This is a genomic window from Prosthecochloris marina, from assembly GCF_003182595.1.
Classification (GTDB): Bacteria; Bacteroidota; Chlorobiia; order Chlorobiales; family Chlorobiaceae; genus Prosthecochloris; species Prosthecochloris marina.
In genome coordinates this window covers 176,904-196,916 of the sequence record NZ_PDNZ01000003.1, presented here as the reverse complement: position 1 = coordinate 196,916, position 20,013 = coordinate 176,904, and the positions used below count along the sequence as shown (strand labels likewise).

The 20,013-nt window shown below is 44.7% G+C and carries 20 protein-coding genes; 16 read left to right on the top strand and 4 right to left on the bottom strand.

Translation table 11 applies throughout. The features are described 5' to 3' along the window. The first annotated feature begins 1 nt into the window (after position 1). From CR164_RS05205 to CR164_RS05175, 7 genes are read left to right on the top strand one after another with little or no spacing between them, the layout of a single operon-like run. Positions 2-748 (top strand): GvpL/GvpF family gas vesicle protein, encoded by a 747-nt coding sequence (locus CR164_RS05205; protein ID WP_110022875.1) that lies wholly within the window; start codon positions 2-4, stop codon positions 746-748. A 13-nt stretch (positions 749-761) separates the two neighbouring features. After that, positions 762-983 (top strand): gas vesicle protein GvpG, encoded by a 222-nt coding sequence (locus CR164_RS05200; RefSeq protein ID WP_110022874.1) that lies wholly within the window; start codon positions 762-764, stop codon positions 981-983. A gap of 4 nt (positions 984-987) precedes the next feature. Next, positions 988-1,281, top strand: a complete 294-nt coding sequence (locus CR164_RS05195; protein ID WP_110022873.1) for a hypothetical protein — start codon at positions 988-990, stop codon at positions 1,279-1,281. An 18-nt stretch (positions 1,282-1,299) separates the two neighbouring features. Next, complete coding sequence (locus CR164_RS05190; RefSeq protein WP_110022872.1) at positions 1,300-2,082, top strand: GvpL/GvpF family gas vesicle protein; 783 nt, start codon at positions 1,300-1,302, stop codon at positions 2,080-2,082. Positions 2,083-2,099: 17 nt separating this feature from the next. Beyond that, the gene (locus tag CR164_RS05185) at positions 2,100-2,315 is read left to right on the top strand and encodes a gas vesicle protein (RefSeq protein WP_110022871.1); all 216 of its coding nucleotides are present in this window, start codon (positions 2,100-2,102) and stop codon (positions 2,313-2,315) included. Further along, on the top strand, positions 2,305-3,015 hold the full coding sequence (locus tag CR164_RS05180; protein ID WP_110022870.1) for a GvpL/GvpF family gas vesicle protein: 711 nt from the start codon (positions 2,305-2,307) through the stop codon (positions 3,013-3,015). Before CR164_RS05185 ends, CR164_RS05180 begins: the two co-directional genes overlap by 11 nt. A 22-nt stretch (positions 3,016-3,037) precedes the next feature. Then, positions 3,038-3,388 carry a gas vesicle protein K gene (locus CR164_RS05175; RefSeq protein WP_110022869.1) on the top strand — a complete coding sequence of 117 codons (351 nt, stop codon included), beginning with the start codon at positions 3,038-3,040 and terminating at the stop codon, positions 3,386-3,388. Positions 3,389-3,487: 99 nt separating this feature from the next. On the opposite strand, the gene CR164_RS05170 is transcribed toward CR164_RS05175, so the two are convergent. The 4 genes from CR164_RS05170 to CR164_RS05155 form a co-directional block, all read right to left on the bottom strand. Further along, complete coding sequence (locus CR164_RS05170) at positions 3,488-3,847, bottom strand: response regulator (RefSeq protein WP_110022868.1); 360 nt, start codon at positions 3,845-3,847, stop codon at positions 3,488-3,490. A gap of 657 nt (positions 3,848-4,504) precedes the next feature. Next, positions 4,505-4,864, bottom strand: a complete 360-nt coding sequence (locus CR164_RS05165) for a response regulator (protein ID WP_110022867.1) — start codon at positions 4,862-4,864, stop codon at positions 4,505-4,507. A 20-nt stretch (positions 4,865-4,884) separates the two neighbouring features. Next, entirely contained in the window at positions 4,885-8,712 is a 3,828-nt protein-coding gene (locus tag CR164_RS05160; protein WP_110022866.1) for a PAS domain S-box protein, read from the bottom strand. 191 nt (positions 8,713-8,903) lie between these two features. Further along, entirely contained in the window at positions 8,904-9,458 is a 555-nt protein-coding gene (locus CR164_RS05155; protein WP_110022865.1) for a hypothetical protein, read from the bottom strand. A 208-nt stretch (positions 9,459-9,666) separates the two neighbouring features. Here CR164_RS05155 and alaS point away from each other — a divergent pair, with 208 nt between their 5' ends. The 9 genes from alaS to tcmP all read left to right on the top strand — a co-directional run bounded on the left by alaS (position 9,667) and on the right by tcmP (position 20,010). Further along, positions 9,667-12,324: an alanine--tRNA ligase gene (gene alaS / locus CR164_RS05145; RefSeq protein ID WP_110022863.1), complete on the top strand. Its 2,658-nt coding sequence runs from the start codon at positions 9,667-9,669 to the stop codon at positions 12,322-12,324. An 18-nt stretch (positions 12,325-12,342) separates the two neighbouring features. Next, a complete protein-coding gene (locus tag CR164_RS05140) occupies positions 12,343-12,855 on the top strand; it encodes a 4Fe-4S dicluster domain-containing protein (protein WP_110022862.1) in 513 nt (170 codons plus the stop codon). A 181-nt stretch (positions 12,856-13,036) separates the two neighbouring features. Then, positions 13,037-14,389 (top strand): FAD-dependent oxidoreductase, encoded by a 1,353-nt coding sequence (locus CR164_RS05135; protein WP_110022861.1) that lies wholly within the window; start codon positions 13,037-13,039, stop codon positions 14,387-14,389. A gap of 185 nt (positions 14,390-14,574) precedes the next feature. After that, the gene (locus tag CR164_RS05130; RefSeq protein ID WP_110022860.1) at positions 14,575-15,348 is read left to right on the top strand and encodes a class I SAM-dependent methyltransferase; all 774 of its coding nucleotides are present in this window, start codon (positions 14,575-14,577) and stop codon (positions 15,346-15,348) included. Positions 15,349-15,654: 306 nt separating this feature from the next. Next, on the top strand, positions 15,655-15,774 hold the full coding sequence (locus CR164_RS13065; protein WP_239994466.1) for a helix-turn-helix domain-containing protein: 120 nt from the start codon (positions 15,655-15,657) through the stop codon (positions 15,772-15,774). A 134-nt stretch (positions 15,775-15,908) separates the two neighbouring features. After that, positions 15,909-16,418, top strand: a complete 510-nt coding sequence (locus CR164_RS05120) for a GNAT family N-acetyltransferase (protein WP_110022858.1) — start codon at positions 15,909-15,911, stop codon at positions 16,416-16,418. A 527-nt stretch (positions 16,419-16,945) separates the two neighbouring features. Next, entirely contained in the window at positions 16,946-17,668 is a 723-nt protein-coding gene (locus CR164_RS05110; protein ID WP_161953485.1) for a DUF169 domain-containing protein, read from the top strand. Positions 17,669-18,198: 530 nt separating this feature from the next. Further along, positions 18,199-19,029, top strand: coding sequence for a S1 family peptidase (locus tag CR164_RS05105; protein ID WP_161953484.1), 831 nt, complete (start codon positions 18,199-18,201; stop codon positions 19,027-19,029). 90 nt (positions 19,030-19,119) lie between these two features. After that, positions 19,120-20,010 (top strand): three-Cys-motif partner protein TcmP, encoded by an 891-nt coding sequence (gene tcmP / locus CR164_RS05100; RefSeq protein WP_110022854.1) that lies wholly within the window; start codon positions 19,120-19,122, stop codon positions 20,008-20,010. Positions 20,011-20,013: the final 3 nt, after the last annotated feature.

Below are 20,013 nucleotides of genomic sequence, written 5' to 3'. Positions count from 1 at the left end.
TATGAGTCAGCAAGAAGGATTGTACCTGTATTGTATCATTAGATCGTCAAGTCCTGTTACATTCGGTCACTTCGGTATCGGCGGGAGAGGAGATGAAGTGACTACGGTTGGATATGATGGTATATGCGCTGTTGTTAGTCGTGCTCCTCTTATGAAGTATGACGCATCAAGAGAAAATATGATAGCTCATGAGATGGTTATTGAAACGGTTATGAAAGAATATTCGGTTCTGCCGCTTCGGTTCGCCACTGTTGTTGAGAATGAGTCGGATGTTATAGGGCTGTTGAAAGAAAAATATGATAGATTTGTCGATGGCCTTGATTTTGTTAAGGGAAAAGTAGAATTAGGAATTAAAGCGATTGCAAAAAAAGATATTGTTTTTGATGATATTCTGCAAAATTATGAAGAGGTTAGAAGACTGAAGAAGAAGATTGAGGGAATGTCTCATGATCAAGCGTATTATGAACATATAGAAATAGGTAAAAAAGTTGAGGAAGCTTTGGAATTGGAAAAAGAAAAGTATCGGAAAGCTATTCTTGATGCACTTGGTCCCGTTGCTTTAGAGATAAAAGAAAATAATTGTTTTGGTGACAGGATGATCGTAAATGCAGCTTTTTTCGTTGATGCAAAAAGGGAACCTGAATTTGATTCCCGGGTCAATGAGCTGGCAGATCAGTATGGGGATAAGGTTATTTTTAAATATGTCGGTGGATTGCCACCGTATAGTTTTGTGAATTTATCTTTATGAAGTTTTTTGATTTATGCTTCTTGTTGATGACATATTTTTTGCTCCGATTAACAGTATAATATGGATCGCAAAAAAGATTGACGATATCTCACAAAAAGAATTGTCAGATAAAGATAAAGTCAAGGAAAAGCTCATGGAGTTGCAATTACGTTATGAGCTCGATGAAATAGGCGAAGAAGAGTACTATGAAAAAGAGAAAGAGTTGTTAGAATATTTGAAAAAAGAAACTGAGTGAAGCAATGAGTGATACAATAAAGCATGGCAGTGAAAACCTGAAACAGCCATCTATTCTTGATGTTCGTAAAAAGGTTTCCTCTTTCTTGAAGGAAGCACTGAACGTAAGGGATGTTAAAATCATTAAAACGCTTAAAGATGAAAATGGTTGGGAAACTCTTACCGAGGTGTATGAAGACAGTGCTTTTATACAGGAGCTGGGATTGAACACCCGTGTCAAAGACAGAAACCTCTATGAGATCAAACTTGCCGAGGATTTAGAGGTCATTGCTTTTGAAAAAGTACGTTCAATAGAATAAGCGTTGAGGCTGAAGAGCATGGGCGAGTGTATTTATGTTTACTGTGTGACTCAAGAACCCTGTCATCTCATAGAGCAATGTAAGCTTAACGTTGACCTCTATTCCCTTGAGCATCATGGGTTGAGAGCTGTCGCCAGAACTGTTTCCACTGATGATTTTGCGGAAACGAAGTTTCAGGAAAATGTCAAGAATACCGTGTGGCTTAAGACTTGGGCTCTCGAGCATCACGAGGTTTTAGCTTCTTTCGTGGGTGTTGTTACTTTTTTGCCATTCAAGTTCGCTACGGTGTTTCACTCCGAAAAGAATGTATTGGCCATGCTCGACAAGCATGAGATGGCAATGAAGGGACGGTTGCGAAAATTGACTGGAATGCTTGAATATGGCGTGAAAGCGCGGGTTGATGATGATGCGGTGAAAGGTCATGTGGCTACTATAAGTCCTGAGGTGAGGGCCTTTGATCAGGAACTTGCAGAAAGTTCTCCGGGAAAGGCATTTTTCCTGAAAAAGAAAAAAGAAATCATTCTCGAGCATGAAGTACAGTCGTTTTTTGAAAGGCATATGCGTGAAAGTATGCTTTATCTGGCATCGCACGCACAGGAAAACACTCTTCCTGCATGTGAAATGGCCGATAGCGATGGAAATAATGGATTGAAAGCGGAGTTTCTGGTCAAGCAGGCTGAAAAAGAGGTTTTTCTGCATGAGTTCGAGGCAAGGAAAAGAGTTTTGGGGGTATGCGGTATTCATTTGGAATGCACCGGGCCCTGGCCCCCATACAATTTTGCTGATTTTTCTGTACAGTAAGCAAAGCGGGAGCTTTTATGAAAGATATCGACGCGTCACAAAATGTCACAGTCCTTGAATTACTTGACAGAGTTCTCAATAAGGGTGTTGTCATTGCCGGAGATATTACCATTTCCGTGGCGGATATCGATTTGCTCTATATCGGTGCCAAGCTGCTGCTTTCTTCGGTAGATACGATGGAGCAGCATAAAAAAAAATACCTGGAAGTGTCGGAGATCGAGCATGAAGCATGAAGAAAAGGCGCTTACGTGCTTGTATGCAATTACAGGGCATGATGTTCCTGAAAAGGTGATTTCGGAAATGCCGGGAATAGCAGGTGAACCATTATACCCTGTAAGGCATAAAGAGATTGCCGCTATTGCGGGTACTGCTAAAAAGAATCGCTTCGCGTTTGATAAATCGGCAGCTCTTGCTTATGGGATGATTCTCGATACGCTTTGTGAGAGCTTTACCGTACTTCCTTGCAGGTTTGGAGCGCTGTTGAATGATGACGGGGCCGTTACCGAGGTGCTGCAAAAGCGTTATGCTTTTTACGAAAGGAAACTTGTTGAGTTGGAAGGCAAGAAAGAATTCGGTCTGAAAATATTCTCCGGAGCAAAAGACTCTGCTATGTGCAGTATTCAATGCGATAAGAAGCCGAATGACGGCAAAGAATATATACTGCAGAAGTTTCAACAATTCAAGGCGGATAATGAGTTGAAAAAGGGGACAGAGAGAGCAATTGATGTCATTCGGCTGGAGTTGCAGGAGATCAGCAGTAAATTCAAAGAAAGTTCTCAAACTGATGGGCAGGTGGCTTTTAGCGGCAACTATCTGGTAGAAAAAAAAGATGCGGATTTTTTTTGTTCAAAAGTGAAGGTTTTACAGGGGCAGTACTCCGAGCTGAAATTTCTGTTGACAGGTCCGTGGCCGCCATACAATTTTGTTTTTTGATCTCAAACGAAATTCTCCATCCATGGAAGAAAAAAACAATAAGGTTCTTGTGGGTTCAGACGATGTTGAAACGTTTGCAGAAGAGTTGGCGAATACAACCCAGGTGCTACCTCGTCACATTGATGTAAACCCTGAAAACGTTGAGCATGGCCTGGCTAAACTGGTGCTTACTCTTGTTGAGCTTATTCGAAAGTTGATGGAAAAGCAGGCTATGAGAAGAATGGATGGTGGATCTCTGAGTGAAGAAGAAATCGAAAAGCTTGGTGAATCTATGTTGCTTCTCGAAAATAAGATGGATGAACTCAAGAATTATTTTGGGCTGAAAAATGAGGATTTGAACCTGGACTTAGGGCCTTTGGGTAAGTTGATGTGATGGAGCGGTTTTCGAGGTTAGATCCATGTTCACGAAATATCAATGGGGGAAAAGCTCATTGTAATCCTGAAAAGATGTTGAGCTAAGTGTCTTTTTCGTCTAAAGATGGTGCAGGGTATTGAGCAGTTCTCTATCCCCGAAAGGTTTTTTCAAGGTGGCATTAGCTCCGGCGGCATAGGCTAACTGGAGGTAACTTTCAGAGCTCATTTTCCCGCCACCGGAAATGGCGACTATTTTTATATGAGGGTGTTTGGATTTGATTTTTCTGATAATTTCAATGCCTTCTTGTTCCGGCATGATGATGTCCGTGATTACAATTGTTACATCCTGATTTTTGGAAAGCAGCTCGAAAGCTTTATGGCCGTTGTCCGCTGTAAGGACATTGAAGCCATTATGTTTCAGGATTGCCCTGAGGTACTTCAGAACAGCAATATCATCATCGATAACGAGTATTTTCATGAATCAGGAATTAAATTGCTGTTCAAATAATTTTTCCGACGGTTTGTAAGGCAGAAACAATTGGCGGCTCGGATGCCGGCTATCCTGGATTTATGGTCTATGCCGATTACTATGAATATATATCGAAAACAATTAGCCGTCTTTTTTAAACCGAAGAGAAACGCACCTGTTTTTTTCGCCTGAAATCCTCATTGTGACGTTGTACATGATTTCTGTAATAAAGGGTTTCATGGGTGAAGACAAGAGATAAAAAGCGAAAAAAAGAGTTGTTTGAAATACAATATGTTTATTTGTGTTTCAAGTTGTTATGTGTCATGTATTGTTTTTTCCTGCGACTTGTTTCGAGGTGCTATTTTTTAATATAATCAAAGACCTAAAAGGGGTTTTATCCCTGTTGAATAGGTGATTCTTCCTTTTTTCGTAGGACTGCTGTTTCTCTCGACAGAGAGAATGTGCGTGGATGGTAAGGGGGCATCTACGTATAAGCCGTTTCATGTCAGCTCATGAAACGGCTTTTTTTGTTGGATAATGACGAACGTACTTGCCAATCCTTTTTCAAGAAAATTCTGATTTGAAACTCTTCCCAGAGGTTTTGCGACTGTTTGACGGGTTGACCGAAAAGAGAAACTGTTCACAGGAGGAGAACATGAAAGTGGATTAAAGATTTTGCAAGGTGTTCAGCAATTCTTTATGTCCGAACGGTTTTCTCAGGGTTGCATCGGCTCCAACGGCATAGGCGAGCTGGAGGTAGCTTTGCGGGCTCATTTTTCCTCCACCGGAGATGGCGACAATTTTAATGTGGGGGTGTTCGGACTTGATTTTTTTAATGATTTCAATGCCTTCTTCCTCCGGCATGATGATATCGGTGATAACAGCAGTTACGTCACAGTTTCTGGCGAGCTTTTCAAAGGCTGTGGAGCCATTGTCTGTTGTGAGGACGTTAAACCCATCATGTCTCAGGATTTCCCTGATGTAATTCAGAACAGCATCATCATCATCGATGACCAGGATTTTCATATACTAAATGAGTTGTAATGTTACTCCATGATTTCCTGAATTTCTCTCTGTAATATAGAAAAATTTATGGGTTTACGGAGAAGTGTCTTGACCCCGTAATTTTTCATTGTTCGTTGAAGCTCCTGGTCAATTTCCCGACTGGTCATGAGAAAAATCGGTAGATCGGGCCTGATATGATGTGTTTTGCGGGCCAGAGCAATTCCTGTCATTTCCGGCATAGTCACGTTGGTGATAAGCAGATCGAAAAGGTCGGGCTTATGACAGAGTATTTCAAATGCTTCGGGTGCTGAGTTTGTCGTTTTTACTCTATGGCCGTTGTTTTCCAGAAAAACTTCCATCATTTTTACTGTCGAAGATTCATCGTCAACTAAAAGGATGGAACTTTCTCCCCTGGTTTTGGTTTCACCTGAAGGGTTGGAGGAGTGTAGTGATTCCTCTTTGTGGATAAGCGGTAGATAGATGCAAAAAGTGGTGCCTTTACCGGGTTTACTCGATGCGGTAATGACTCCTTTATGTTGTGTAATGATTCCGTGCGCGACGGAAAGCCCGAGACCGGTTCCTTTGTTGACGGGTTTTGTTGTAAAGAAAGGCTCGAAAATTCTTTCCATTGTTTTGCTGTCCATGCCTGAGCCTGTATCTGTTACAGTCAGTAAAACGTATGGTTTGTCTTGCAGCTTTGGCTGTGATTTGAGGTGTGCTGGGTCGGGCTGCAGTGAACGTAACCGGATGGTCAGTTTGCCTCCTGTTTTTTCCATGGCATGGTAAGCATTGGTACAAAGATTGACGATTAACTGATGCATTTGAGATGCATCGGCCAAAATGTTGCCCACGTTGTTATCGATGTCGGTTTCAATAGTGATAGTCGAGGGTATAGAGGGGCGGGCCAGTTTGAGGGCTTCAGTAATTATTGTGGCAGGGTTTAACGGTGTCTGATGAGACTCCTCCAACCGGCTGAATGCAAGAATTCGCTCCACAAGGTTTTTTGCCCTTTTTGAGGCTTTCTGGATTTCATCGAGGTAGTTTGTTGTGGTTTCCCCTAAGGGGATCAGTTGTTTCAACATTTCTGCATAGCCCATGATGGGGGTCAGGATATTGTTGAAATCATGGGCTATCCCACCAGCAAGCGTCCCGATGGTTTCAAGTCGTTGAGCCTGCTGTAACTTCAGCTCTATCTCATGTTTTTCTGATTCTGCAACCGCCTGTTTTGTTATGTCGAACATGATACCGTCGGCACCGGTAAAGCTACCATCACTGCAGAGAAGGGGGGCTTTTCTATCTTCTATCCATTTTTCATGGCCGGTTTTGGTTCGGATTCTGTAGCTCTGAATAATTGGCTCGAGATTGTAACGGGCAGTTCTGCATGCATTCAGATACTCTTTTCGGTCATCGGGATGAATGATAGACACCCAGCCTTTCGGCAGCGCATGAATTTCTTTTGCGCTGTAACCGGTGATTGACAGTACTTTCGGTGAGAAAAGAAAATCGATTTCCCCCTTTTGGTCTGTGGTATAGATGATACCCGGAATATTGTGCAGGAGATTCTGGTATTTCTGCAGCATGCGTTTTTTTAATTCGCTTTCTCGCAGAGCATCCTCTATTTCTTTGTGTTTGGTAAGGTTGAGTACGACACTTCTGAAGCCGGTAATACTTTCATCAACAACAATAGTCGTTACGTACAGAATGGCCGGGAAAGTTTTGCCTTTTCGGGTGAGTGCCGTGAACTCCAGCGTTTCAAGATGACTTCCCTCAAACAATTTTTTTCTGCAATTATGTAGGAGAGAATGATCCTCAGGAATGGCAAGGTCAAATGTTGTAAGATGCTGCTCCAGATCTTCGTATGTATAGTCAAACAGCTGAAGTGTCGAGTTGTTTGCATAGGTGACCCTGGTTTCAAGGTCACATTCAAAAACAGGTTGAGGCAGTTGTTCTGTAAGTTCGCGAAACCGTTGTTCACTTTTCCGTAATGCTTTTTCTGCCCTCAGACGATCAGTGATGTCTCGGCTGATGCCGAACAGGACAGGTTTGTTGTTCCATATTCCCCGGCTGACTTTTGTTTCAACAGGAATGAGGTCGCCCTCTTTGGTTTGTAGTGGGAGCATGCACAAATCGGTTTTTCCTGCAAACAAGCTTTTCAGGTTTTTTATGGCTTGCTCCCGCTCATGAATGGGATGGAAATCAAGGATATGGCTCCGGGCTATCTCCTCTGGAGTGTAGTTCAGGTCGTAGAGGACGGTATCGTTCGTATGAATAATTCTTCCTTCTGTATCGATAATAAAGAGGAAGTCATCGATGGTGTTGAAAAGTGTTTCGAGGTTTTTTTTTGTTTCTGCAGTTTCAGCCTCGTGCCGGGCCTGCATGATTGCCGCTCCAATATGGGAAGCAATGGTTTCCAACGCTTTTTTTGCAAAATTCGGTACATGTTCCAATCGATGAGACGCGACATTCAAGCAGGCTATTACATCGTTCTTATAGTGTACCGGCAGAATTGCTATGGCATTGAGCCCTTCTTTCCCGGCTTGTTTGAAATAGGGGGTTCCAGTACCGCTGATCCTGCTGTATAAAGGGTTGCCTTTCATAACACCAGGAAAATATGACTCGGAATGTTTGAGAAAGTTTTTAGGTAATCCTTTATGGGCAGAAAGAGAAAAGCTTTTATCAGCAGGTTCGACAAGATAGATGCTACCACAGTCCATATCTGAAATTGAAATGGCGGTTGCGAGGCAGAGATTGAGCGTTTCCTCAAGAGACTTTGAACCGCTGAGTTTCACGGCGAGGTCGAGCTCGGTTTCAAGAAGCTGTTCTGCTTGTTTACGAATCAGGGTATTGGCGATAATTGCTCCGACAAGCTGCAAAACGGTAATAGTTTCCGGCTGCCAATATCGAGGCTTTCTGACGGCGTCCAAACCGATGTAGCCGAACAGGTTGGTGTTTGAGGTCAGAGGAATGACAATAAGTGATTTGATATTCTGTCGTTCAAGGGTTTTCTTTTCAGCTGCAGCTTCAGGTGGAAGCTTTGAGACATCGGGAATAAGAATGGTTTCATTGTTCCTGACTTTTTCCATCCACCAAGGAAAACTTTTGGTTGACAGTCCTTTGAGTGTATCTATTTCCGGCCTGATCCCTTCTACACACCATTCGTGGGTATTGTCCATCAGGTTGTTGTTGTCGTAAAACTGAAAGGTATAGCTTCGATCAGCTTGCATGTATTCGCCGATAATCTTGAGGATATCGTCAATAACGGGATCGATCTGTTCGATGGTGAGGTTGATGAGTTTACTCGAAATGTCGATAATTAGATGCTCGAATTCCAGTTGTTTTTTGAGCTTTTTTTCCGATTCTTGTTTTGCCGAGTAATCAGTAAGATTTTCTGCAGATTTTTTTCCACCCTTGATCTTTTGAAGTGAGCCTACCATATGCACTGGTTTGCCTGCTTTATCCCATTCAATTACCTTGCCCCGGTTGGCCACCCAAACCCAATGGCCTTTTTTATGGCGTATTCGGGCTTCAACTTCATAGCATTCGTTTGCACCGGCAAAATGTTTTTCCAGCAGGTATTTTGATGTAGCAAGATCGTCAGGATGGCAAAGCTTTTTCCATAAGTCGATGTTGATGGGCTGGAGGCTGGCCATGGTATGGCCTGTGATTGCTGCCCAGCGTTCATTGACTGTGAGTTCTCCGGTTTGAATGTTCCAGCTCCAGTAACCGGTATCAGTACTTTCAAGCACTATGTTGAGCTGTCGGTTTTTTTGCTCGAGTGATGCGCTTGCTTTTCTCAGGCACTCAAGTTCTCTTTTTGTGCTTTCCAGTTCAGAGTAAAGAGTCTGTAATTCTCTATTATCTGGCACCATTATGGAAGTTTCTTAAATATCTTAAATAATTAAGGACCCTGGGTATGGGCGGTGAGCCGGGTGATGTTGGGTCATGGTTACTTTTTACAATAGTACGATATTGAGGTTACTCCATTCTATGGCAGGATAGGGTGGGAAAGGGAAGAAAATGAATAAGGGGAAGCCAAAAGGAAACGGCCATTTCGTGATTGCTACTGTATTTCCCTCAGCCTTTCTATAACCTCTTTGTGTGGATGATTGACAAGGTCGTCACTGTGTTCCGGTAAAGTGACACGTTTAGCTACGACTTCGAGCATTCGTTCATCCAAATGTTCGGCAATATCAAGCATATGCAGAAGATGGTGTTGTAATTCGTAATGAATGAATTTTTCCGCCCGGTGTTTTTTCATCTTACTGAGAATTTGAGCCATAAGCTGGTTGTCGATATGGCGGGAAACCTGGCTGAAATATTCCAGCGGCAAGTCGTTGGCATAGCCTGTTGCCTGGTCGGTGCTCATTTTTTTACATACCCCGGCGGCAATCTGAGGCCTGATATGCTCGACCATCAGGGGGACAACCACGAAATGAGGGATGTATTTAACGATCATACTGATCGCATGGTACAACTCGTCCAGCCCGTCGGTTTTGGAGCTGACCAGGTTTTCAATGTAAGTGATGGCTTTTTTCTGCTGTGTCGGGTGAAGTTCCCGCAGGAACTCCGGTACGGGCTGTTTCGTCCATTCCAATGCGTTCTCGAGCTCATTCATAATCATAACCGCGTTTACTGAGAAGTAACTCACAGTTTATCAAAAAAAAATGAAAACATGAATTATTGCTTCCGCAGCACTCTGAATGGCAAGGGTTTGGCCGGGCGAAAATCCCGGGCTTTTTTGTTACATTAAGCTTTGAAATTCCGACGGGGTCGACCTGTGTATACCCCTGATAACAAGCTAAAAGCAAGATATAAGATAGCATATGAAGTCCAGTGATATACGGCAGTCTTTTCTCGATTTTTTCGGACAAAAAGAGCACACCGTTGTTCGGTCAGCTCCGGTGATTCCTGCTGAGGATCCAACGCTGTTGTTCACCAATGCCGGGATGAACCAGTTCAAGGACGTTTTTCTGGATAAGGGTTCCAGACCTTACAGTAGAGCTGTCGATACCCAGAAGTGCATTCGGGCCTCGGGCAAGCATAACGATCTCGAAGATGTCGGGCGTGACACCTATCACCACACTTTTTTTGAAATGCTCGGCAACTGGTCTTTCGGGGACTATTACAAGAAAGAGGCGATTGTCTGGGCATGGGAGTTGCTTACAGAAGTATGGAAACTGCCCAAAGAAAGACTGTATGCGACGGTGTATACTGATGACGACGAAAGTCTGGGAATCTGGGAAAAGGAGACCGATATCGATTCCGGTCACATCATGAGGTTCGATGAAAAAGACAATTTCTGGGAGATGGGGGAAACCGGGCCATGTGGGCCGTGTTCTGAAATTCATATCGATCTGACTGAGGACCTGTCAGGCAAGGAATTGGTTAATGCAGGAGACCATCGTGTTATAGAGCTGTGGAACCTTGTTTTTATACAGTACAACCGAAAAGTGGATCGATCGCTCGAGCCGTTACCGAAAAAACATGTCGATACCGGTATGGGGTTTGAAAGGATTACCGCAGTGCTGCAAGGCAAAGGTTCGAATTACGATACGGATGTTTTCAGGCCCCTCTTCGATGCAATAACCGGTCTTACCGGGATAGGCTACAACGCAACGCTTGACGGTGAACAGGATATCGCCATGCGGGTTATTGCCGATCATGCAAGAACGCTGACCTTTGCCATCACGGATGGGGCTGTTCCGAGCAATGAGGGTCGTGGTTACGTGCTGCGCAGAATCCTGCGTCGAGCGGTGCGTTATGCGAAAAAGCTCGACTGCAATCAACCGGTACTCTACAGGCTGGTCGGTGTTATCGCGGATACCATGGGAGATGTCTTCCCTGAACTGAGAAAACAACAGAAAACTGTTGAGAAAATTGTCAGGTCCGAGGAAGAGAGTTTTTTGGTGACTCTTGACCGGGGAATTGAGATTTTTGGAGAAATAATCGCTGCACTCAGGGGTTCGAAACAAACAAGAATTAGCGGTGAAGACGCGTTTCGGCTCTACGATACCTATGGGTTTCCGCTTGATCTGACCAGGCTGATGGCTCTGGAGGAGGGGTTGACGATCGATGAAGAGGGTTTTGACACATGCATGCAGGAACAGAAGGAAAGGGCTCGCAAGGACCGTAAACAGAAGCAGCAGATTGCCGATGAACAGGGTGAATGGAACTGGTTCGGCAAGAGAGCGCGTACGATTTTTCTCGGCTATGAAACACTCGATACCGAGGCGAAGGTTGTCGGGGTAAAAATTGCCGGTGGTCAGTTGCAGCTTGTTCTCGACCGTACTCCTTTCTATGCTGAAAGCGGCGGGCAAACAGGTGACAAGGGCCGTATCGAAGGGCAACAGTATAGTGTTGACGTTGTCGATACACAGAAAGACGGGGATGTGATTGTCCATGTTGCAAGTAAAGTGTATGATCGCGGTACCGGGCTCGAGGTCGATCCGGCAGAAATTGAATTCAATGGTGCCGATCCTGTATATGTGCGAGTTGACAAAGAGGCAAGGGAGGCTACGGAACGTAATCATACAGCAACCCATCTTCTGCATGCTGCCCTGAGAAAAGTTCTTGGTGAACATGTACAACAGAAAGGGTCGATGGTTGGGCCGGATCGCTTGCGTTTTGATTTCAGCCATTTCGAAAAAGTTTCTCAACATGAGCTCGAGGCGGTCGAAGCTGAAGTCAACGAGCGCATTCGAGAAGCAGGTGAGCTTGTCAAACATGAGGACGTACCCTATGAAGAGGCCCTTGAAAAAGGAGCTCTTGCGTTTTTCGGTGACAAGTATGCCGATCGTGTTCGGGTTGTGGAAGTTCCTGGTGTGTCTATGGAATTGTGCGGTGGTACCCATGTGAGCAATGTCGGCAAGATCGGTCTCTTCAAGATTATCAATGAATCCTCGATTGCGTCCGGTATCCGCCGTATCGAGGCGATTAGCGGCAAAGCGGCCGAAGAGCTGCTCTGGGGTGAGTATCAGGAGTTGCAGCAGGTTCGTCTGCTGCTTAAAACCGGTGGGGATGAAAGTGTCGTGGGTCGTGTTCAGGAGCTTCTGGAAGAAAGAAAGAATCTCGATAAGCAGGTGCAGGACATGAGGCTTTCATTGCTTCTTGATCGGGCACTCGAACAGCTTGAACAGGCTGATACGGTGAATGGTTGCAGGATATTCGTCATGAAACCTGAAAATTCGGGAGCAGATACATTACGTAATCTTGGTCATTTTCTACAGAAAAAGATCGGACGCGGGGTCGGTCTGCTTGCCGGTGAAGAGAACGGAAAGGTTACACTGGTTGGTTTCGCCGGCGATGAAGCAATCAGCGAATGCGGCATGAACGCCGGTGAACTGGTTAAAAAAGCCGCATCGAAGGTGCAGGGTGGCGGCGGCGGAAAACCGGGACTCGCTACCGCAGGAGGGAAGAATCCGGCTGGTATCCCCGATGCTATCAAAATGTTTGAGGAAGTTGTGAGGGAGAAACTGCAATGACGGGAGATGCGTTAAGTTATGTTGCTTTTTGATTGTTTTTTCGGTCGCTGTTCGAGGCCTTCGTGTGACGGTTGTATGTTCAGGATTGTCCGTTCACTGCGGCTTATGCTCAAGTCGCGGGCTATGGACAAATGTGAGGACGAGTCGGTTGATACCACCGGTGTATGGAAGAAGGAGGATGTGGTGCAACCGTCAATACAAGCTCCGGCATCCTCACCGGTACCGGTGGCGAAACAAACGGGAAAGAAGCGGAAAAAGCGGCTTCTTGTTCCAAGAGAGGATATTCCATGGTATCCCACCATAAACCCCGATCTTTGTAACGGTTGCGGTGACTGCAAGGTGCTCTGCAAGCCCGGTGTATTCGAGCCGGGCCCACCTGATCCGGCAGGAATCCAACGTCCCAAGTTCGTTGTGGCACACCCTTACAAATGCCTTGTACTCTGCGACCGTTGCGTGGCTGTTTGTACTTCCGGAGGCATCAAGCTGCCGCCGAAAGAGGATTTCGAAAAGTACGTTGAGTATGTCGATTAATGCAGTTAACCCCTCCATCCTTTTTTCCGTGAGCCATCGTGAGAAATGAAACAACGAATCCATGAATGAAAAAAGTTTATAGCGAATGGTGTGACTTCGCTGTTATTTCCTACCTTGTCCCCCGACTGGTTTTACTCTTGAACAACATCTTTCGTATTTATTTACCATTTAAGCACTGATTATGAAGAAAGAAATCGATGTATTGGTTATAGGAGGTAGTGCGGCAGGTATCGTTGCGGCAACGACAGGCAAGGCTTTTTACCCGGACAAACAGGTTCTTATCGTCAGAAAGGAGGCCGAAGCGGTTGTGCCCTGTGGGATTCCCTATATTTATGGAACACTCAAAGGCGTCGAGCAGAATGTCATTCCCGTCAGCCATATCGAGCAGGCTGGGGTAGAACTCATGATCGACGAGGTTGTTTCGATAGATGAAGTGGCAAAAACGGCCAGAACCAAAGGAGGGGCTGAAATTTGTTACGACAAGCTGGTTATAGCGACCGGATCGGTACCGAAAGTGCCAGGTTGGCTTAAAGGCACCGAGCTTGACAATGTGTTCACCATCCCGAAAGATCGTGAATATCTCGCAGCGTTGAAGAGTCGTCTCGAAACCTGCAGCAAGGTTGTTATTATCGGAGCAGGTTTCATCGGTGTCGAAATTGCTGATGAACTCGGCAAGAAGGCTAAGGATATCACTCTCGTCGAGGTGCTGCCGCATGTACTGCAGATGGCTTTCGATGAAGAACTATCCGTCCGTGCAGAGGAAATTCTTACTGCCGGGGGTGTCAAATTGAGGCTTGAAGAGAAGGTCGAGGAAATAGAAGGCAACGGTCAGGTTGCCGGGGTTTGCTTGAGCGGAGGAGAACTGCTGGAAGCTGACGCCGTGATTCTGGCTACCGGTTATCTTCCAAACACCACACTGGCCCGTGACGCGGGTATAAAACTCAATGAGTTTGGTGCAATCAGGGTGGACGAGTATATGCGCACCGAGAACAAGGATGTTTTTGCCGTCGGTGACTGCGCGGAAAAGTTTTCTTTTTTTACTCGTATTGCCAAGGGGTTGATGCTCGCTTCGACGGCCTGTTCTGAAGCACGTATCGCCGGTATGAATCTTTACAAGCTCTCGCGTTTGAGAACCTTCGGAGGCACCATGTCCATTTTTTCCACGGCAATCGGGGGGACGACATTCGCAGCTGCGGGGGTGACGGAGCATGTGGCGATCGAGAGAGGTTTCGACGTCGTTACCGGATCGGCGGAAGGGATAGACAAGCATCCTGGAACGCTACCCGGAGTGAGCAAGCAGTATGTGAAGCTTATCGTGAACCGTGAGTCAGGCCTTGTTCTGGGAGGATCCGTCATCGGCGGAGCAAGCGCCGGCGAACTGATCAACGTGATAGGCGTAATCATCGAAAACATGATGACCATTCATTCGGTGTTGACCTTGCAATTCGGTACTCATCCGCTTCTGACCGGTTCTCCGACCGGATACCCTTTGATCAAGGCGGCTGAAGCGGTCGCGAAAAAGTTGAGGTATTGAGCATATTGGGATATACAATAGTGTCTCGGAGTGTTGTATAGAGACACAAGATTGTTGCATTGTGGAGAGGTGGGTCCAATCACGAATTGGCAGTGAGTTGAATCGTTCAGGAAACCTTGATTAACGTTCGATGAACCTTTCCAATGCCTGAAAAAGGTAAAATTGATAAAAGATGAGGTGACATTATGAACGAAGAAAACAAGTCGATTCATGAATTCGATCTGGAATTGATCTGTGAATATTTTGCAAACCTGAAACGACAGGGGCCAGGCAGCCCTGAAGTAACGATCAAAGCGTTGAGTTTTATCGATAATCTTGACGATAAATCACGTATTGCAGACATTGGCTGCGGATCAGGTGGGCAGACAATGGTGTTAGCGCAGCACGCCCCGGGGAATATTACAGGTGTCGACATTTTTCCGACTTTTATCGACCTGTTCAACCGAAATGCCGAGAAACTGGGTCTTCAGGATAGAGTGAAAGGCATTGTTGAATCGATGGATAATCTTCCTTTCCAGGATGAAGAATTGGATCTTATCTGGTCGGAAGGAGCGATCTACAATATTGGTTTTGAACGGGGGCTTCATGAATGGCGGAAATTCCTGAAAACCGGGGGTTATATTGCTGTTTCTGAAGGAACATGGTTTACGGAGGAACGCCCTGCTGAGATAGAGGAGTTCTGGATGAGTGTTTATCCGGAAATAGATACTATCTCCAATAAGGTAGCACAAATGCAAAAAGCCGGGTACATTCCGGTCTCCACTTTCATTTTGCCCGAAAACTGCTGGACGGAAATTTACTTTGCTCCAAAAGTAGAGGCAGATAAACGTTTCCTGGAGAAAAATGCGGGTAATAAAGCTGCCGAGGAATTTATCGCAAACCAACAACATGAGGCTCGGCTGTATAATACGTACAAAGAGTATTATGGCTACGCATTCTACATAGGGAAAAAAATCTAAGCCGTTTCGTCTATTTTCGATGCGATAGAGGACAGCGAATCAGCCAATCACCGGGGCTGGCTAAAGCCGCCGGTGATTGGCTATCAAGTGCCCAGCTATGACAAAACAATTGGAGACCGAAAACTGCCGGCTGATTTCCTGTTTTCAGGATTCTGGCTCCTTGATTTTTCTCTACGCCTTTGCCAAAAACGAGCGCGTCAATATCTTGGATAAAGGCAAAACGGCGCTTCGTCTTGTTGCGGAATCATTTGTCTCATCCACCGAATCCGGGCTGAAAACCACGTTAGCCAGACCGTATTTGCCGCAATGCTTGGTATCGGAAAAACAACTGTCCAACAGTGGGAACGGGGAGAAAAAAAGCCAAGTGGCGCCGCCCAGCGGTTGCTTGATATTGTCGATCGAAAAGGACTTGAGGTGTTGAGTTGAGAGCAGAGTCCGGCAGCAAAAACGAATGTTATCCACTCAGTGCCAGCATGTTAAGCAGCATAGTATTGCTATGGAGCAAGAAAATCTGTAATACGGGACTAATGTTAGCCACTTGAAATAAGGAGTAGACACTTTTGATCGAAATTCGTCAAGAAGAATCCAAAGACCGTGATGCCGTTCACCATCTGAATGTAATCGCATTCGATAACGGTCCGGAAGCAGTTCTTGTTGATAAACTCCGTGCATCCTGTAAGGAGTATTTATCGCTTGTCGCTGTTGAAGATGGTTCTGTTATCGGCCATATATTGTTCACTCCGGCTACTGTGGATGAGTGCTCCGCAGTCGGGATGGGATTGGCACCAATGTCGGTATTGCCGTCGCAACAGAGAAAGGGGATTGGATCTCGACTTGTCCGATACGGGCTTGAGTTTTTGCGCAATGCCGGTTGTCCATTCGTTATTGTTTTAGGGCATCCTGAGTATTACCCGCGTTTTGGTTTCGAACTCGCGTCAAAATATCAACTGCGCAGTCAATGGGAAGGTGTGCCGGATGATGCGTTCATGATTGTGGTGTTCGACAGCGGAGTTTTGCCGAAGACCGGTGGCATAGCACGATACAGGGATGAATTTGATGATGCAATGTAGGCTGCTAACAAATCGATTCGAAAGAAGTTATCTGTCAAGTACCGAGCTATGGCAAAATGGTTGCCTCCCGACAAACCAGGCTTGGTGACAACCAAAATCTTGAACTGGTGTGTCTTGGTTCACATATTGAGTTGGGATTATAGGGGCCTTTCAGAATCTTCATTGAACGTGATGAGGCTGTCTCAAAAGCACTGCTTTACGGCTATCGGGCCCATGTATACGTTTCCGGTAGAAAGTCATGCCGCGCTTGTTGCGGCATCCATACTGACTGACTACAGAAAGACTCATTGTAGGACTAATGAGACAACCTCTTTGTTTTCCTCTCAATTTTGTTCCATACACCCATTTGCTTTTCATCCTTTCATCGAGCCGATGAAAACAGAGGCTTTCGGGAATGGTGACTCTGCAGGTTCTGGAAAGATTGAGGAATAATGCTGATCGAGCGTTATGCGGTATATTGTTGGTGCAAAGCTATTATATTTGTAGTACAGATAATGAAGTAACGTTGTGTGATGGGGGTAAGATTAATGGAAGCGAGAATTGTCAAGGACAGTCTCCAAAAGCTGTCTGAAGTTATACCGTTTAAATATCCCGCAACAGGTTGGTATTTTTCTGCGGAAAACTTGGAGAATTCGTTCATCTACAAAAAGGATCGATGGGTTTGTATGTTTATGTATTGGGCAGTTGTCATAAAGAAGGGAAAGAGAATTCAGTTCTCAGCAGACTGTGGGAAAGCCTGCCCTGGGATACAGGAATTTGGTGGTTTCACACCACCGGTGGACGATAAAGGAAAATTTATTGCTGAAATCGAACGCTTTAAAAAAACGCGTGCCCTTGCCCGAGCTTATTATCGAGATTGGGTAGCAGAGATTCACACTCCGCCAGAAAAATTCTTGTACTTTGAACAAATCGAAAAAATCGATGATAACAGGGAAATCGAAGTCGTCAATCTGTTTCCGGATATTACGGGGCTGGCAAATTTGACTGCCTTGGCTACTTATGACCGGGAAGAAAGCGGTACACTGATACCTGACGCTTCGGGATGTCAATCGGCTTTCTCCATTCCCTATGACCAAAAGTTCAAAGATAGGCCAATGTGTATTGTCGGGTCGATGGATGTCCTGATCCGGCGTTTTATACCAGATGATATGATCATGTTTTCAGCCCCCGCCAATCGGTTTGTTGAAATGGTGAATAATATTGAGGGTAGCTTTCTTGACAAAAAGTTTGAAAACCCGACAAGCTTTTGACGACAAATTATTGAGCCTTTGAATGGCACGGATTTTCACCACTGAAGCTCACCGGTGAACCTAACGTTCTATCTATCAAACCCCTAGCTATGGCAAAAGGCTGTCACCTGACAGGTCAGGCTTGGTGACAACCAAAATTTTGAACTGGTTCGTCTTGGTTCACATAGCGAGTTAGGGCAATAGGAGCACTTCCCGGAATCTTCATAGAACATGATAAGGGGGGGGGGGGCACAGCCCCCTTCTGTTTTTCTCTCAATTTTTCATTGTTTCTTTAAGCCTTTGAAAACAGGGGCTTTCGGGAATGGTGACTTTGCTGGCTCTGTAAAGGTTGATGAATAAAGCTGATCGAGAGTTATGCGGTTGCCAAGGGGGATAAATGGTATTAAATCATGTCTTTATATTGGCTGATAGCAGATGTTTGAATGCGAAAAAAGTATTTGTGCTGTATATTGTTTGCTGAGAGCAAGAAAATATGCAGTACAGATAACAAAGAATGTTGGGCATAAGGAGAAGCAATGAGCCTCGGAATAATGGAGCAGCTCACTCACAGTACTGTGAGAATAGAAACAACTCTTCATGATGGGGGGATAGCTACAGGCACGGGTTTTTACATGAATTTTCTGCAAAAAGAAGATTCAGCTGTTCCTGTAATCATTACAAATAAACATGTTGTCGCTAAAGCAAATCTCAGCAGGTTTCATGTAACTCTCGCTACCGGAGAAGGCTTGCCTGATACTGGTAAACATCAGCAATTCCAGTTTGCCGACTTTGAAAACCAATGCATCAAACACCCAGATCCCAATGTTGATCTTGCAGCTTTCCCCATAGGTCCATTGCTGAATCAAGTACAAAAAACCGGAGGTAAGCTTTTCTATATCCCTTTGAAAACTGAGCTTATCCCAAAAGATGAAGAGCGTGAGTCTTATTCGTCTATGGAAGATATTGTCATGATCGGTTATCCCAATGGAATTTGGGATGCCAAAAATAATCTTCCAGTTATAAGAAAAGGCATTACTGCTACACATGCCAATGTTCCTTGGAACGGCAAATCCGAATTTCTTACTGATATAGCAAGCTTTCCCGGCTCTAGTGGTTCACCTGTTTTTTTGGCGAACATTGGCGGTTATATGGACAATCAAGGAAATACTTACATGGGCAGCCATCGTATTCGTCTTCTTGGTGTTCACTGTGCAGGGGCAATGCACACTGCGTTAGGCGAAATAAAAATCGTTACAGCACCAACATCAAACGTACCAGTGCCTATAACGCGAATTCCGAATAATATTGGAGTGGCAATTAACTCTAAAGAAATTTTTGGTTTAGAAAAGGAAGTCGAGCGCTTAATTGGGACAAATGCATAACAACTCAATCAACTACACGCTTTCGGCGTCGGTTATTGAGGCGTCTGGCGAACAGCTGGAGAAGATTATTAGCGAACTCAACATGACAGTATGAGCGATTATTCGGTCCTTCAGCTTCAAGAAGCTCCTGAAAGATGGGGTGGTCAATGGACGGAGCAGAAGCTTGATACTTTCACGAAGTATGTCGAGGCTTATCTCACGATTCTCGGGAAACATGATTATTGGAAAACCATTTATTTCGATGGATTTGCAGGTTCTGGAACAAGAAAAGACAAAGTGCAAACGGTTCTTTATGAACAGTTGGAACTCACTCCATACGAGGAGCATATATACAAGGGGGCTGCAGAACGGGTTGTATGTCTTGACAAGTCTTTTGACTATTACTATTTCGTTGACAAACAACAAAGCCTCGAAAAACTGAAAAACAAACTGGAGCTTTTACCCAAGGCTGAAGGGAAAAAAATGCTATTCAAAGAAGGCGATTGTAATATTCAGCTCAGGAAGCTTGCTGATTCAATGCTAACCCGAAAAGACCTTGCTGCTTTAGTTTTTCTTGATCCGTTCGGAATGGATATTGAGTGGAAGTCTATCGCGAGTCTTCAAAAAACCAGGACAGATATTTGGATTTTGCTTCCAACAGGGATCGTTAATCGTTTACTTGACAGAGCAGGGAAAATACAACATATTGACCGCCTTGTATCGTTTTTTGGATTATCCGAAGAGGCTATCAGAGCCGAGTTTTACAAAAAAACCGGTCAAATTGGCTTATTTGGTGAAGATTCTCCTTCGAAAAAGATTGAAGATGCGATTCATCATGCTGCTGATTTGTACATCAGACAATTGAAAAGTATCTGGACTTATGTGACCAAGATACCCCTGATTTTACGTAATAGTCGGAATTCACCAATCTTTTATTTTATTTTTGCCTCCAATAATAAAACGGCTAAAAAGATCGCTGGTCAAATAATTAAAAATGTATGAGTT

Coding starts and splice junctions, on each gene's coding strand:
- CR164_RS05165 (WP_110022867.1), bottom strand. CDS start 4,864: ATGAAAATCCTGGTCATCGATGATGATGATGCTGTTCTGAATTACATC.
- CR164_RS05200 (WP_110022874.1), top strand. CDS start 762: ATGCTTCTTGTTGATGACATATTTTTTGCTCCGATTAACAGTATAATA.
- CR164_RS05135 (WP_110022861.1), top strand. CDS start 13,037: ATGAAGAAAGAAATCGATGTATTGGTTATAGGAGGTAGTGCGGCAGGT.
- CR164_RS05195 (WP_110022873.1), top strand. CDS start 988: ATGAGTGATACAATAAAGCATGGCAGTGAAAACCTGAAACAGCCATCT.
- CR164_RS05180 (WP_110022870.1), top strand. CDS start 2,305: ATGAAGCATGAAGAAAAGGCGCTTACGTGCTTGTATGCAATTACAGGG.
- CR164_RS05140 (WP_110022862.1), top strand. CDS start 12,343: ATGTTGCTTTTTGATTGTTTTTTCGGTCGCTGTTCGAGGCCTTCGTGT.
- CR164_RS05160 (WP_110022866.1), bottom strand. CDS start 8,712: ATGGTGCCAGATAATAGAGAATTACAGACTCTTTACTCTGAACTGGAA.
- CR164_RS05110 (WP_161953485.1), top strand. CDS start 16,946: ATGGAAGCGAGAATTGTCAAGGACAGTCTCCAAAAGCTGTCTGAAGTT.
- CR164_RS05105 (WP_161953484.1), top strand. CDS start 18,199: ATGGAGCAGCTCACTCACAGTACTGTGAGAATAGAAACAACTCTTCAT.
- CR164_RS05175 (WP_110022869.1), top strand. CDS start 3,038: ATGGAAGAAAAAAACAATAAGGTTCTTGTGGGTTCAGACGATGTTGAA.
- CR164_RS05205 (WP_110022875.1), top strand. CDS start 2: ATGAGTCAGCAAGAAGGATTGTACCTGTATTGTATCATTAGATCGTCA.
- CR164_RS05170 (WP_110022868.1), bottom strand. CDS start 3,847: ATGAAAATACTCGTTATCGATGATGATATTGCTGTTCTGAAGTACCTC.
- CR164_RS05130 (WP_110022860.1), top strand. CDS start 14,575: ATGAACGAAGAAAACAAGTCGATTCATGAATTCGATCTGGAATTGATC.
- CR164_RS05190 (WP_110022872.1), top strand. CDS start 1,300: ATGGGCGAGTGTATTTATGTTTACTGTGTGACTCAAGAACCCTGTCAT.
- tcmP (WP_110022854.1), top strand. CDS start 19,120: ATGAGCGATTATTCGGTCCTTCAGCTTCAAGAAGCTCCTGAAAGATGG.
- CR164_RS05185 (WP_110022871.1), top strand. CDS start 2,100: ATGAAAGATATCGACGCGTCACAAAATGTCACAGTCCTTGAATTACTT.
- CR164_RS05155 (WP_110022865.1), bottom strand. CDS start 9,458: ATGAATGAGCTCGAGAACGCATTGGAATGGACGAAACAGCCCGTACCG.
- alaS (WP_110022863.1), top strand. CDS start 9,667: ATGAAGTCCAGTGATATACGGCAGTCTTTTCTCGATTTTTTCGGACAA.
- CR164_RS13065 (WP_239994466.1), top strand. CDS start 15,655: ATGCTTGGTATCGGAAAAACAACTGTCCAACAGTGGGAACGGGGAGAA.